This window comes from Agrobacterium sp. CCNWLW155, assembly GCF_036888815.1.
Taxonomy (GTDB): Bacteria; Pseudomonadota; Alphaproteobacteria; order Rhizobiales; family Rhizobiaceae; genus Agrobacterium; species Agrobacterium radiobacter.
In genome coordinates this window covers 609,623-623,113 of sequence record NZ_JBAKFW010000001.1, presented here as the reverse complement: position 1 = coordinate 623,113, position 13,491 = coordinate 609,623, and the positions used below count along the sequence as shown (strand labels likewise).

At 59.9% G+C, this 13,491-nt stretch carries 15 protein-coding genes; 10 read left to right on the top strand and 5 right to left on the bottom strand.

All coding sequences use genetic code 11. The annotated features are described in order from the left end of the window. Positions 1–7 precede the first annotated feature (7 nt). A complete protein-coding gene (locus V6S97_RS03150; RefSeq protein ID WP_334426558.1) occupies positions 8–700 on the bottom strand; it encodes a DUF599 domain-containing protein in 693 nt (230 codons plus the stop codon). Between the two features lie 501 nt (positions 701–1,201). Here V6S97_RS03150 and cobU point away from each other — a divergent pair. The 5 genes from cobU to ccoP all read left to right on the top strand — a co-directional run bounded on the left by cobU (position 1,202) and on the right by ccoP (position 5,352). Then, a complete protein-coding gene (gene cobU / locus V6S97_RS03145; protein WP_003502816.1) occupies positions 1,202–1,723 on the top strand; it encodes a bifunctional adenosylcobinamide kinase/adenosylcobinamide-phosphate guanylyltransferase in 522 nt (173 codons plus the stop codon). Between the two features lie 231 nt (positions 1,724–1,954). Beyond that, the gene (ccoN, locus tag V6S97_RS03140; RefSeq protein WP_003502814.1) at positions 1,955–3,577 is read left to right on the top strand and encodes a cytochrome-c oxidase, cbb3-type subunit I; all 1,623 of its coding nucleotides are present in this window, start codon (positions 1,955–1,957) and stop codon (positions 3,575–3,577) included. A gap of 10 nt (positions 3,578–3,587) precedes the next feature. Continuing rightward, positions 3,588–4,319: a cytochrome-c oxidase, cbb3-type subunit II gene (gene ccoO, locus V6S97_RS03135; protein ID WP_003502812.1), complete on the top strand. Its 732-nt coding sequence runs from the start codon at positions 3,588–3,590 to the stop codon at positions 4,317–4,319. A gap of 13 nt (positions 4,320–4,332) precedes the next feature. Then, positions 4,333–4,485 (top strand): CcoQ/FixQ family Cbb3-type cytochrome c oxidase assembly chaperone, encoded by a 153-nt coding sequence (locus tag V6S97_RS03130; protein WP_003502810.1) that lies wholly within the window; start codon positions 4,333–4,335, stop codon positions 4,483–4,485. A gap of 3 nt (positions 4,486–4,488) precedes the next feature. Then, complete coding sequence (gene ccoP, locus V6S97_RS03125) at positions 4,489–5,352, top strand: cytochrome-c oxidase, cbb3-type subunit III (protein WP_003502808.1); 864 nt, start codon at positions 4,489–4,491, stop codon at positions 5,350–5,352. A 56-nt stretch (positions 5,353–5,408) separates the two neighbouring features. On the opposite strand, the gene V6S97_RS03120 is transcribed toward ccoP, so the two are convergent. The 3 genes from V6S97_RS03120 to V6S97_RS03110 are packed head-to-tail and all read right to left on the bottom strand — an operon-like array spanning position 5,409 to position 6,643. Beyond that, positions 5,409–5,855: a VOC family protein gene (locus V6S97_RS03120; protein WP_003502805.1), complete on the bottom strand. Its 447-nt coding sequence runs from the start codon at positions 5,853–5,855 to the stop codon at positions 5,409–5,411. Between the two features lie 16 nt (positions 5,856–5,871). Beyond that, the gene (locus tag V6S97_RS03115; RefSeq protein WP_003502804.1) at positions 5,872–6,228 is read right to left on the bottom strand and encodes a VOC family protein; all 357 of its coding nucleotides are present in this window, start codon (positions 6,226–6,228) and stop codon (positions 5,872–5,874) included. Positions 6,229–6,238: 10 nt separating this feature from the next. Further along, positions 6,239–6,643, bottom strand: a complete 405-nt coding sequence (locus tag V6S97_RS03110; RefSeq protein ID WP_003502802.1) for an SRPBCC family protein — start codon at positions 6,641–6,643, stop codon at positions 6,239–6,241. A gap of 120 nt (positions 6,644–6,763) precedes the next feature. Here V6S97_RS03110 and ccoG point away from each other — a divergent pair, with 120 nt between their 5' ends. The 5 genes from ccoG (at position 6,764) to gndA (ending at position 12,882) form a co-directional block, all read left to right on the top strand. Further along, on the top strand, positions 6,764–8,347 hold the full coding sequence (gene ccoG, locus V6S97_RS03105) for a cytochrome c oxidase accessory protein CcoG (protein ID WP_003502800.1): 1,584 nt from the start codon (positions 6,764–6,766) through the stop codon (positions 8,345–8,347). Next, positions 8,344–8,844 carry a FixH family protein gene (locus tag V6S97_RS03100; RefSeq protein ID WP_003502798.1) on the top strand — a complete coding sequence of 167 codons (501 nt, stop codon included), beginning with the start codon at positions 8,344–8,346 and terminating at the stop codon, positions 8,842–8,844. The genes ccoG and V6S97_RS03100 overlap by 4 nt, the downstream gene beginning before the upstream one ends. Further along, the gene (locus tag V6S97_RS03095; RefSeq protein WP_111794618.1) at positions 8,841–11,132 is read left to right on the top strand and encodes a cation-translocating P-type ATPase; all 2,292 of its coding nucleotides are present in this window, start codon (positions 8,841–8,843) and stop codon (positions 11,130–11,132) included. The genes V6S97_RS03100 and V6S97_RS03095 overlap by 4 nt, the downstream gene beginning before the upstream one ends. Continuing rightward, a complete protein-coding gene (gene ccoS / locus V6S97_RS03090; protein WP_003502794.1) occupies positions 11,129–11,287 on the top strand; it encodes a cbb3-type cytochrome oxidase assembly protein CcoS in 159 nt (52 codons plus the stop codon). The genes V6S97_RS03095 and ccoS overlap by 4 nt, the downstream gene beginning before the upstream one ends. Before the next feature lie 164 nt (positions 11,288–11,451). Continuing rightward, positions 11,452–12,882, top strand: a complete 1,431-nt coding sequence (gndA, locus tag V6S97_RS03085) for an NADP-dependent phosphogluconate dehydrogenase (protein WP_003502791.1) — start codon at positions 11,452–11,454, stop codon at positions 12,880–12,882. A 231-nt stretch (positions 12,883–13,113) separates the two neighbouring features. Here the strand turns inward: gndA and V6S97_RS03080 are convergent, their stop codons facing one another. Then, on the bottom strand, positions 13,114–13,440 hold the full coding sequence (locus V6S97_RS03080; RefSeq protein WP_003502789.1) for an RcnB family protein: 327 nt from the start codon (positions 13,438–13,440) through the stop codon (positions 13,114–13,116). Positions 13,441–13,491 lie beyond the last annotated feature (51 nt).

The window sequence follows — 13,491 nt, the reverse complement described above, 5'->3', positions numbered from 1 at the left end:
GGCTATTTCAAGGCTGGTTTTCTTCCATGATCGCGCGCCGGGCCTCGGAAAAGAACTGGCGGCGCAACAGCGCCACGATGATGATGACCGTACTGGCAATGAAGACATAGGGGCTGATGAACCAGCCGAGATAACCGATGGACAGAAAGATCGTCCGCAGGCCCTCATTGAAGTTCTTAGCAGCGATGATGTTCATCTTTATGACGTTTTCGGCCGCCCGCTCCGCTGCCTCGCGATCCGCGTTGACATCGTGGACCATGGGGATGGCGCCGAAAAGAATCGTGCAATAGTTGAACAGGCGGTAGGACCAGCCGAATTTGAAGAAGGAGTAACCGAAAAGACAGGTGAGCCCTATGACCTTCAGTTCGAAGGCCGTGCGCCCGGCATAATGCACGAAAGGCATGTCGCGAAACACCGATTCGACCTGTTCGGTCGCGCCCAGAAGAGCGAAACATCCACCGATGGCGAAGATGGAGGTGGAGGCGAAAAAGGCAGTGCCGTTCTGCAGGCCGGCCATGATCTGCGTGTCGATCATCTTCAGGTCGCGCTTCAGCGAATTCATGATCCAGTGGCGACGGCGCTCGGCCATGGCCTGATTGAGGCTGGCTCTCGAAAACAGCCTCGTTCCCGTCGTTACATGGGTATAGATGGCCCATAGCAGGATGAAAACGACGATCGAGATATAGTCCATGACGGTCATCACGGGCAGGCCACCTTGCTGTTTGCGAATCTTCGAAAGCATATTGATTTGAAGGCCATGGCAAGGCAATGGCGGTGACTGCCGTCACTCGATATTCTCCTTCGGCGTTGCGGTTTCATCATTCGTTTTTTCGCTAACTTTCCGGTAACCAAGTCGCTTTATCAATCCACTTGCGGACGACAGGTCTGCCGGTTCCGGGTAAGGTTTTGCGTACCGGTTCCGCGTAAATCCCGGCACGGTCACCCGCCGATTGACAGGATGGCATTTCGCACCTAGCCTTTCATCAGGACCGGTGTTTCCGGTATCCGGGGTAATCAGGGCTTTCCATGTCCCGCATCCTGCGGGCAGGTCTTGTTTCTCCGGTCCGGTATCAGCGGCAGTCCGGCATGAACAACCGGGGGACGCCTTTTTCTACGAATCGTTCCCTTCATGACCGCCTGTCCCTGGCTTGCGTCACCGCAAAGATGCCGGTCCGATTGATTCTTTTCCTTCAGGTTTCCCATGACAGATAAAAACCGCTCCGTTTTCATTCTTGGCGGCGCGCGCTCCGGCAAATCGCGTTTTGCCGAGGAATTTGCGGGAAAATCCGGCGGACGCCTGCATTACCTCGCCACAGGGCGAGCATGGGATGACGAGATGCGCGACCGCATCAGCCATCATCAGGAGCGGCGCGGCGGGGAATGGACCACCCATGAAGCGCCGGTCGATATCGCCGCCGTTCTGCAGCGGCTCGACGACGCGGGAAATGTCATTCTCATCGACTGCCTCACCCTGTGGCTCACCAATCTGATGATGGAGAATGCCGATATCGAGGCTGCCTTCACCGCAGTTGAGGCGGCGATCATATCGTCGCAGGCGACGCTGATATTCGTCTCCAATGAAGTGGGTCTCGGCATCGTGCCCGAAAACCGCATGGCGCGTGAATTCCGCGATCACGCCGGCCGCCTGCATCAGCGAATCGCGGCAATTGCCGGCGAGGTCTATTTTGTCGCCGCCGGGCTGCCCCTGAAGATGAAGGGCTGAGACGACACCCTGGTCGATATCGCCCTGCGTTTTTTGCTTTTACGCAAATTCCTCTCGTAGAGCCGCGCCCTGTTTTGCCAGGGCTGCGACAGCTTTGCATTCTTGATCTGGATCAAGGTGGGCTTTCCCGCGCGGTGGCAATGCTCCAACCGACGCAAAGGCGCGTTCCCGCTCTCCCAGGCGCGTGCCGTGCCTTTCGTCGGTCGGCTTGCACGTTGGGGGAAACCAACAATGAATTACACGTTAGAAACCGCGATCGTGGCCCTCGGGGCCTTTCTCGCGTTGCTCGGGGCAGCCTTTGCCCATGACAGTCTTTTCGCTGCCCATATGTGGGTGCTGTTCTTTACACTTCTGGTCAGCACGGTGCTTCTGCTGCGCCGTGTCTCCTTTGCGCCTGTCGACCAGGCGGCGCGTGCGCGCCTCAAGTCGGAATATTTCGATGAGGTGGTGAAATACGGCGTCATCGCCACCGTGTTCTGGGGTGTCGTCGGTTTTCTGGTGGGTGTCGTGGTGGCGCTGCAACTCGCCTTTCCCGATCTCAACATCGCGCCCTATTTCAATTTCGGCCGCATGCGGCCGCTGCACACATCAGCGGTGATCTTCGCTTTCGGGGGAAATGCGCTGATTGCCACGTCTTTCTACGTGGTGCAGAGAACCTGTCGCGCGCGCCTCTTCGGCGGCAATCTCGGCTGGTTCGTGTTCTGGGGATATAATCTCTTCATCGTCATGGCCGCCACCGGCTACCTGCTCGGTATTACCCAGGGTCGCGAATATGCGGAGCCGGAATGGTATGTCGATATCTGGCTGACCATCGTCTGGGTTGCCTATCTCGTCGCCTTCCTTGGCACGATCTTCATGCGCAAGGAGCCGCATATCTATGTGGCGAACTGGTTCTACCTGGGATTCATCGTAACGATTGCCATGCTGCATATCGTCAATAATCTCGCCATTCCGGTCTCGTTCCTTGGCGTCAAGAGCTACTCGGCCTTTTCGGGCGTGCAGGATGCGCTGACGCAATGGTGGTATGGCCACAATGCCGTCGGCTTCTTCCTCACCGCCGGCTTCCTCGGCATGATGTATTATTTCATTCCGAAGCAGGTGAACCGTCCGGTCTATTCCTACCGCCTGTCGATCATCCACTTCTGGGCGCTGATCTTCATGTATATCTGGGCCGGCCCCCACCATCTGCATTATACCGCGCTGCCGGACTGGGCGCAGACGCTCGGCATGGTGTTCTCGGTCATGCTGTGGATGCCCTCGTGGGGCGGCATGATCAACGGTCTGATGACGCTTTCGGGCGCATGGGACAAGATCCGCACGGACCCTGTCGTGCGCATGATGGTGATGGCCGTTGCCTTCTACGGCATGGCGACCTTCGAGGGTCCGATGATGTCGATCAAGGCCGTCAACTCGCTCAGCCACTATACCGACTGGACCATTGGCCATGTTCATTCCGGCGCACTCGGCTGGAACGGCATGATCACCTTCGGCGCGATCTATTACCTGACGCCGAAACTGTGGGGCAGGGAGCGTCTCTACAGCCTGCAGCTGGTCAACTGGCACTTCTGGCTCGCCACGCTCGGCATCGTCGTCTACGCCGCCGTCATGTGGGTGGCCGGCATCCAGCAGGCGCTGATGTGGCGCGAATATGATAGCCAGGGCTTCCTCGTCTATTCCTTCGCGGAATCGGTCGCAGCGCTGTTCCCCTATTATGTGATGCGTGCATTGGGCGGCCTGATGTTCCTCAGCGGCGCGCTGATCATGGCTTACAACGTCACGATGACCATCCTCGGTCATCAACGCGAGGAGGGCGTCCGCGAGGACGCGGCTCCTTCGCTGCAGCCCGCTGAATAAGGAGAGGCCGATGTCCATACTCGACAAACACGGCGTCATCGAACGCAACGCCACGCTGCTTCTGGTCGGCTCCCTGCTGGTCGTCTCTATCGGCGGCATCGTGGAAATCGCACCGCTCTTCTATCTCGAAAACACCATCGAGAAGGTGGAGGGCATGCGGCCCTACACGCCGCTGGAGTTGGCCGGGCGCAACATCTACATCCGCGAGGGATGTTATGTCTGCCACAGCCAGATGATCCGTCCGTTCCGCGACGAGGTGGAGCGTTACGGGCACTATAGCCTGGCGGCGGAATCCATGTATGACCATCCGTTCCAGTGGGGTTCGAAGCGCACGGGGCCGGACCTCGCGCGCGTCGGTGACCGCTATTCGAACGAATGGCACGTGCAGCATCTGGCCGATCCGCGCTCGGTGGTGCCGGAATCGATCATGCCGTCCTATGCGTTCCTCAAGACCACGCCGCTGAAGATCACCGACGTCTCCATGGAGCTGAAGGCCAACCGCGCCGTTGGTGTGCCCTATAGCGACGAGATGATCGAGAAATCCACGGCCGATCTTGCCGCCCAGGCCGACCCGAATGCGGATTCGTCGGAACTCCTGGCGCGGTATCCCAAGGCGAAGGTGGGCGATTTCGACGGCGATCCAGCCAAGCTCACCGAAATGGATGCGCTGGTCGCCTATCTGCAGATGCTCGGCACGCTGGTCGATTTTTCGACCTATGACGATGCCGCCGGATACCGGTGAGGAGGTGTAAGCCATGGAAACCTACACGGCCATGCGCCATTTCGCCGACAGCTGGGGCCTGCTTGCCATGACCCTGTTCTTCGCCGGCGTCGTCGTTTTCACCCTTCGCCCCGGCTCGAAGAAGGCCGCGGACGATGCCGCCAGCATTCCGCTCAAGGAGGACTAGGATATGTCCGAAAAACACATTGATGACATCAGCGGCGTCGAAACCACCGGCCATGAATGGGACGGTATCCGTGAGCTGAACAATCCCATGCCGCGCTGGTGGGTCTGGACCTTCTACTTCACGATCCTCTGGGCCATCGGCTATACCATCGCCTATCCGGCATGGCCGCTGATCAACGGGGCGACGCAAGGGCTGCTCGGTTGGAGCAGCCGTGGTGAGATCGCCGCCGAAATCGCCGATGCAAAACAGTCGCAGAGCGTTTTTGTCGACAAGATCGCCAAGTCGTCGCTTGCCGATATTCAGGCCGATCCGACCCTGATGCAATTTGCCCTTTCCGGCGGTGCAGCCGCTTTCAAGGTCAATTGCATTCAGTGTCACGGTTCCGGTGCGGAAGGCGGGCAGGGTTATCCCAACCTCAATGATGACGACTGGATGTGGGGCGGCAGCGTTGACGACATCTACACGACGGTGAAGCACGGCATCCGTTTTGCAGATGATGCTGACACGCGCGCGTCGGAAATGCCGGCCTTCGGCGACATTCTCAAGTCGGACGAAATCCGCGAGGTTGCGGCTTACGTCGTCAGCCTGACGGGAAAGCCCGCCAACCCGGCGCTGGTGGAACCCGGCAAGCAGGTCTTTGCCGACAATTGCGCTTCGTGCCACGGCGAGGATGCCAAGGGTAACCGCGAGTTTGGCGCACCGAACCTCGCCGATGCGATCTGGCTGAAGGCGCATGGAGAAGAGGGCATCGTCGCGCAGATCCGTTCGCCCAAGCATGGCGTCATGCCCGCCTGGGGTGAGCGTCTTGGCGATACGACGGTCAAGCAGTTGGCGATCTTCGTGCATTCGCTTGGTGGGGGCGAGTGAAGCAAGCGGAATGTAAAGAAGGGGCGCCGGGGAGGCGCCCTTTTTTATTGTTTAGATCAGGCGTTTTCCGCCCGTCCATCCGGATATTCGGCTGGTCCCTTCAACTCGATCTTGTTGCCGAAGGGATCACGGAAATAGAACGAATGTCCCATTCCTCTCGCGCCGCCGTGAAAGGCTTCCTGTTCTATCGTGACGTTAAATTTCGCCAGATGTGCGCGAAGCGCATCATGGTTCAGAGGGCCGGTCGCTATGCAGATGTGATCGACATTACGTCCTCCGGCGACGGGCGGAGCAGCCTTTGTGCCACCGGGATGCGTGACATCCCACAGCACGATCAAGGCATTTCCGCACCAGACTTGTTCCATCCCGAGAGCAGGGTAAGAGTAACCATCCCTACAACCCAGCACATTCCGGTAAAAATCGAGCGCCCGCATCATGTCGTCGACGATGAAGACGATATGATCGATACCGACCAACGAAAAAGGCGGCGTTGTCAAAGTCATGACGGGCTCCTGCCAATCAGTTTTTCGACCAGACGGCCAGTTCGTATCCATCCGGATCGGTGAAATGAAAACGGCGTCCGCCGGGAAACTCGAAAAGCGCGACGCTGATCTGGCCGCCGGCGGCCTCGACGCGGCGCTGGGCATCCTCGATATCGGCGGCGTAGAGAATCACGAGCGGCCCGCCTTTGGCCGAGACGGGTGCCGTGGTGGTGAACCCGCCGGTCAGCCGGCCGTCGGAAAATTCGCAATATTGCGGACCGTAATCCTTGAAGGACCAGCCAAAGGCGCCGCCGTAAAATTCCTTGCTGCGCTCGATATCGGTGACGTTGAATTCGACATAGTCGATCCGCCGGTCGTTTGTATTCGTGGTCATCGTTCCTCCATCAGTCCTTTTCGAGCAGCGCCTTCAGCGTTTCGAGATCGGCCGTGATCGCTCTTGCATCCTGCTCGAAATCCTCATCCGTCATATCCTGAAGGCGAAGGAGGGTGAAACTCACCTCCGTACCGCTGCCGTTCGGCGTCACCCGTAGCGCGTTATAAACCTTGATGCCATCCGGCAATGTCACGACATGGTCGATGACGCCGAATTCGTTTGCGGGCGCAAAATTGACGCGCACCTCGCCAAGCGGTCCGCCCTCGGCGATCCAGTCCTCGCCATCGGATTTGAGGCCGCCCGCAAGGCCTGCGGCCCAGCTGGGCATGTTCTGCGGGTCTGAGGCGAAGTCGTAGACCTGGGCCCAGGGTTTTTCGATCGACAGATGAATGATTCTCGACTGCATGACAGGCATTTCATCCTCCCTTGGCGGCGCGTTCCCATACTGCGCCACTTTGTCGTCACTTGATGTAAGTCAAGGATGTTTCACCGGGGAGATGGGAGAAAGCAAGGAGATAAAAACGGACATCTTACCATGAACATCTATCGCGCCGGACAGGACAGCCCGCAACAGCCCGTCGAAAGGCTGGAGGCGGAAGCCGTCAATTCCGCAAAAACGCGCAAACCGCTCTACGAAGCCCGCAAGAAGATTTTTCCCAAGCGCGCGGAAGGTCGGTTCCGGCGGTTCAAATGGCTGGTGATGCTCGTCACCCTCGGCATCTATTATCTGACGCCGTTCCTGCGCTGGGACAGGGGGCCTTATGCACCCGATCAGGCTGTGCTGATCGATATCGCCAACCGGCGCTTTTATTTCTTCTTCATCGAAATCTGGCCGCAGGAGTTCTTTTTCGTTGCGGGATTGCTGGTCATGGCGGGGCTGGGGCTGTTTCTCGTCACCTCAGCCGTGGGGCGCGCATGGTGCGGTTATACCTGTCCACAGACCGTCTGGGTCGATCTGTTTCTGGTGGTTGAACGGGCGATAGAGGGTGACAGGAACGCCCGCATGAAACTGGACGCCGCGCCCCTTACATTCGGCAAATTGCGCAAGCGCGTGCTGAAACATGCGATCTGGCTGGTGATTGGCGTTCTGACCGGCGGCGCCTGGATTTTCTATTTCGCCGATGCGCCGACGCTGGCGATGCAGTTCATGACGGGGCAGGCGCCGATGATCGCCTATTCGACCGTCGCCACGCTTACCGCCACCACCTATGTTTTCGGTGGGCTGATGCGGGAGCAGGTCTGTACCTACATGTGTCCCTGGCCACGCATCCAGGCGGCGATGCTGGATGAGAATTCGCTTGTTGTCACCTATAATGACTGGCGCGGCGAACCGCGCTCGCGGCACGCCAAAAAAGCCGCTGCGGCGGGCGAGAGCATCGGCGATTGCGTCGATTGCAACGCCTGTGTCGCCGTCTGTCCCATGGGCATAGACATCAGGGACGGGCAGCAGCTGGAATGCATCACCTGCGCGCTCTGCATCGACGCCTGCGACGGGGTGATGGACAAGATCGGCAAACCGCGCGGGCTGATCGCCTATGCGACGCTTGCGGAATACCAGTCCAACATGGCGCTGGCGACCGGCAACGGAACGCACGCCATCCGGCCTGCCAATGTGCGCGAGGAGGATGGCAGCTTCAGGAAGAGCATCCGCCACTTCAACTGGCGCATCGTCTTCCGGCCGCGCACGCTGCTTTATACGGCCATCTGGTCGGCGGTCGGCATCGGCATGCTGTTTGCGCTGGTGACGCGCGAGCGGCTGGCGCTCAACGTCCTGCACGACCGCAATCCGCAATATGTGCTGGAATCGAACGGTTCGATCCGCAACGGCTATACCGTGCGCATTCTCAACATGGTGCCGCAGCCGCGCACGATGAGCCTCACGATCGAGGGCATCCCGAATGCGGTGATGAAGATAAACGGCATGCCGGATACGGCCTCGCGCACTTTCGACGTCACGGTCGAGCCGGATGAGGCGACGACGCTGAAGGTCTTCGTCACCCTGCCGGGCAAGGATGTCGCGCGCACGGCTGAAAATTTCGAGTTCATCGTCAGCGATACGGGCGGCCATGAGACGGCCCGTTACGATGCTGTCTTCAACGCTCCGGGAGTGAAAAAATGACCGTGAACAATCGCCAGACACCCGGCTTCATTTTTACCGGCTGGCACATGCTTGGCGTCATGCTGCTGTTCTTCGGCACCATCATCACCGTTAACATGATCATGGCCTGGAATGCGGTGAACAGCTGGAGCGGGCTTGTCGTGCCCAATACCTATGTCGCCAGCCAGCAGTTCAACGCCAAGGCGGAAGCCGCCAAGGCACGGGCTGCGACCGGCATCAAGGGCAAGCTCGTGGTGGACGAACAGACCGTACGCTACGAGGTTTTCCATCCCGACACCGGCCCCGTCGATACGGATACGGTGACGGCGCATTTCCGCCGGCCGGTCGGTGAAAGCCAGAATTTCGACATGGAGCTCACCCCGCTGTCCACCGGCGTCTTCACCGGCGCGCATGACATGCTGCCGGGGCAATGGATCGTCGAGGTCACCGCCGTCAAGGATGGCCGGATCATCGTGCATGAGGGGACGCGGATCGCCGTCATCAGGGGGCGCAAATGAGCTGCTGCGCACCGGGAACGGAAGGCTCGCTGCAGCTTGGCGAGCCGGTCAATCCGCCATCGTCGGAGGAATTGCTGCTGGCGAGCCGCGAGCTGGGGCAGGGGCTGCGGCAGACTGATCTCAGCGTGCCGGATGTCTATTGCGGCGCCTGCATCACCACCATCGAAACCGCGCTTGGCCGTCTCCGCCAAGTGGAGCGGGCGCGCGTGAACCTGTCGTCCAAACGCGTCGCAATCGTCTGGAAGGAAGAGGTCGATGGCGTCAGGACCGATCCTTCCGATCTCGCCCGCGCCATTCTTTCGACCGGATATCGCACGCATCTTTTCGCCAGCGGTCAGGATGCTTCCGACGCCTTGCGTTCGCAATTGATCAGGGCGGTGGCGCTGTGCGGTTTTGCCTCCGCCAATATCATGCTCCTTTCCGTCTCCGTCTGGTCAGGCGCGGATGCGGCGACACGCGACATGTTCCACTGGATTTCGGCGATGATCGCCGCGCCGGCGCTGATCTATGGTGGCCGCTTCTTTTACCAGTCGGCCTGGAATGCGCTGAAACACGGCCGCACCAACATGGATGTGCCGATCGCACTTGCCATCACGCTCTCCTATGCCGTTTCGCTGTGGGAAACGATCCATCACGGTGAACATGCGTGGTTCGACGCGACCGTGTCGCTGCTGTTCTTCCTGCTGATCGGCCGCACGCTTGACCATATCATGCGCGACAAGGCGCGTTCGGCCATTGCCGGGCTTGCAAGGCTTTCGCCGCGCGGCGCGACCGTGATCGGTGAGGATGGAACGCGGGAATACCGCCAGCTTGCCGATGTCCAACCCGGAATGTCGATTGCGATCGCCGCCGGGGACCGTGTGGCGGTGGATGCCGTGGTCGTCTCCGGCAGCAGTGATCTCGACATGTCCATCGTCAATGGCGAAAGCGCACCGTGCCGCGTTACGGCAGGTGACAGCCTGCAGGCCGGTACGCTCAACCTCACCGGTTCGCTGATCGCGCGGGTAACCGCCTCGGCAAAGGAGTCCTTCCTGTCGGAGGTGATCGGGCTTATGGAGGCGGCCGAAGGCGGCCGGGCGCGGTATCGGCGTATCGCAGATCGCGCCGCGAGCTATTATTCGCCCGTCGTGCATCTTCTCGCGCTGGTGACATTTCTTGGCTGGGGCTTTTTCGGCGGCGACTGGAAACAGGCGATGCTGATCGCCATTGCGGTTCTCATCATAACCTGCCCCTGTGCGCTTGGCCTTGCCGTTCCCGTCGTGCAGGTGGTGGCCGCAGGAAGGCTCTTCCGGCACGGCATCATGGTCAAGGAAGGCTCGGCCATGGAGCGGCTGGCCGAAATCGATACCGTGCTGTTCGACAAGACCGGCACCCTGACCGTTGGAAAGCCGAGACTGGTCGAGACAGGCGATGTGAAGCCGGCCACCATGGCGATTGCTGCGGGGCTTGCCGCCCATTCGCGCCACCCCCTCTCGAAAGCCCTGCATGCCGCCTATAACGGTGCCATGCCGACCTATGAGACGGTGCGGGAAATTCCGGGCTCCGGCGTCGAGGCCGAGACGGAAGCCGGAACCTACCGGCTCGGCAATCGCCGTTTCGCCTGCCCCGATGAAGCGGGCGTCGACAATGGCGATGCGCGGTCGGAAGTCGTGCTGTCCCTTGACGGCCGGCATCTGGCGAGCTTCGGCTTCGAGGACAATCCGCGCGCGGGTGCGGTTGCGGCATTGCGCAGCCTCTCAGTGCGTGGCCTCGTGCAGGAAATCGTCTCGGGTGACCGGGCGGCGGCTGTCAGCGCCATGGCGCAGCGGCTGGGGATCGGCAACTGGAGTGCAGACCTTTCGCCGAGGGACAAGGCGGCCCGCTGCGCTGCGCTCGCTGGCGAGGGTCGCAGAGTGCTGATGGTGGGAGATGGTATCAATGATGCGCCGGCTCTTGCCGCCGCCCATGTTTCCATGGCGCCCGCCACCGCCGCCGATATCGGCCGGCAGGCTGCCGATTTCGTGTTCATGCAGGAGGATCTCGATGCGGTGCCCTTTGCGATCGAGACGTCGCAGCGGGCAGGAAGGCTCATCCGGCAGAACTTCGCTCTCGCCATCGGCTACAATGTCATCGCCGTGCCGATTGCGATTGCCGGTTATGCGACGCCGATGATCGCGGCCATCGCCATGTCGACATCCTCGCTGATCGTCGTCGCCAATGCGTTGCGTCTTGCCGGCACGGCTGAAACCGTGCGCTCTCGGAACGACGTTAAAACAGGATTTGCGGGAGAGGGGGCGCAACTGGCATGAACATGCTGATCTATCTCATTCCCGTCGCGCTGTTTCTAGGTGCGCTCGGCCTTTTCGCCTTCCTCTGGTCGGTGCGCTCTGGCCAGTATGAGGATATGGACGGGGCCGCCTGGCGTGCACTGGATGACGGTGACGACCGACCCCGGCGATCATAAGAGGCGAGGCGAGCTTGTCGTTTCGAGTCGGCCCTGACCTGTCGCAAATATGCAAAGCTGATTTGCGTCATCAAAATTTAATCGTTTCAGTCGCGGCTAGCCTTGCCGTTTGTTCATTACAGTGCCACAACACGACCACCTAAAAGCAAGATGGAGGCACATCCGTGGAACAGGCAGAAATCGGTTTGATCGGTCTCGGCGTCATGGGCTCGAACCTGGCGTTGAACATCGCGGAAAAGGGCAACAAGATTGCCGTATTCAACCGAACCCCTGAAGCGACGAAAAAATTCTACGCTGAAGCCGGGGACTTGCAGGGACAGCTGATCCCTTGCGAAACCATCGAGGAATTCGTCGCCGCCATTCGTCCTCCGCGCCCGATCATCATCATGATCAAGGCTGGTGACCCTGTCGACCAGCAGATGGAAATCCTTAAACCCCATCTTTCTAACGGCGACATCATGATCGATGCGGGCAATGCGAATTTCCGCGATACGATCCGCCGTTTCGACAATCTGAAGGATAGCGGCCTGACCTTTATCGGCATGGGTGTTTCCGGCGGCGAAGAAGGTGCCCGTCATGGACCGTCGATCATGGTTGGCGGCACCGAGGATAGCTGGAAGCGCGTCGAGAAGGTGCTGACCTCCATTTCCGCCAAGTACAACGATGATCCGTGCGTGGCATGGCTCGGCAATGACGGCGCCGGCCATTTCGTCAAGACGATCCATAACGGCATCGAATATGCCGACATGCAGATGATCGCCGAAATCTACGGCATCCTGCGTGACGGCCTTGGCATGAGCGCAGTCGAAATCGCCGACGTGTTCGCCGAATGGAACAAGGGCCGTCTGAACTCCTACCTGATCGAAATCACCGAGAAGGTTCTGCGCGCCGCCGATCCGATCACCGGTAAGCCGATGGTCGATCTGATCCTCGACAAGGCCGGCCAGAAGGGCACCGGCAAGTGGTCGGTCATCGAGGCGCAGAACATGGGCGTCGCCGCAACCGCCATCGAGGCGGCCGTGGCTGCCCGTATTCTCTCCTCGCAGAAGGACGAGCGCGAAGCTGCCGAGAAGATCTTCGGTCTACCGACCGTTGCACCGGCACCCGCTGACAAAAAGGCCTTCATCGCCGATCTCGAAAGCGCGCTTCTGGCCGCCAAGGTCGGCGCCTATGCGCAGGGCTTCGCCATCATGTCGGCCGCATCGAAGGAGTTCAACTGGAACCTGCCGATGCCGACGATCGCCCGCATCTGGCGCGCCGGCTGCATCATCCGCTCGGAATTCCTCGATGAGATCACCTCGGCCTTCACCAAGGACCCGCATGTGGCCAACCTCATCGTGACGCCGGCCTTCTCCGGCATCGTCAAGGATACCGACGCACCGCTGCGCCGTGTTGTTTCCTATGCCGTTCTCTCCGGCCTGCCGGTTTCGGCACTGGCTTCGGCGCTTGGCTATTTCGACGCCTATCGCCGTGGTCGCGGCAGCGCCAACCTCATCCAGGCGCAACGCGACTTCTTCGGCGCACATGGTTTCGAACGCACCGACGGCGTCGACAAGCCGCATGGCCCGTGGGGCAGCGGCGCCGATATCTTCTGATCGGCTGAAACTATAAACGACAAAAGGGTCGGCTTTGAGCCGACCCTTTTTGCTTGGTGGATATGTCGAAACCTCTCCGTCATTCTCGGGCTTGACCCGAGAATCCACAACCCATTGCGATCAATGGATCCTCGGGTCAAGCCCGGGGATGACGTCGAATTTGGAGCGATATTCGCAAGAATTATCAGGCCCGCCTAAGCGGGCCTTTTCCACGGCATCCGATGATTTCACTCAGCGTGCGGCAGAGAGGCCGACGATCAAGCCGGTGACGGCGTTGATGAGCAGGAACTGGTTGTCGACGCGCACCCAGCGCTGGTCACGGCGCGGCTCGGCAAGACGGTAGCGGCGATAGTCGCGGCGGTCGACCGTGTGACGGCGTTCGCCTGCAGACAGGCGCTGGCCGCGATCCCAGCGGTGCTTCTTGACGATGACCTTTTTCGTGGTGATCTGGCGCTCGACGGTAACACCACGGTGGCGATCGTCATGACGGCTCTGTGCCTGCGCCATCGGAGCAGCGAGAACGGTGGCAGCCAGAAGAATGGTGATGAACTTTTTCATGAATGTTTCCTCGTGTTTCGATGAGGAGAACTTACGAATAAACGAATGAAC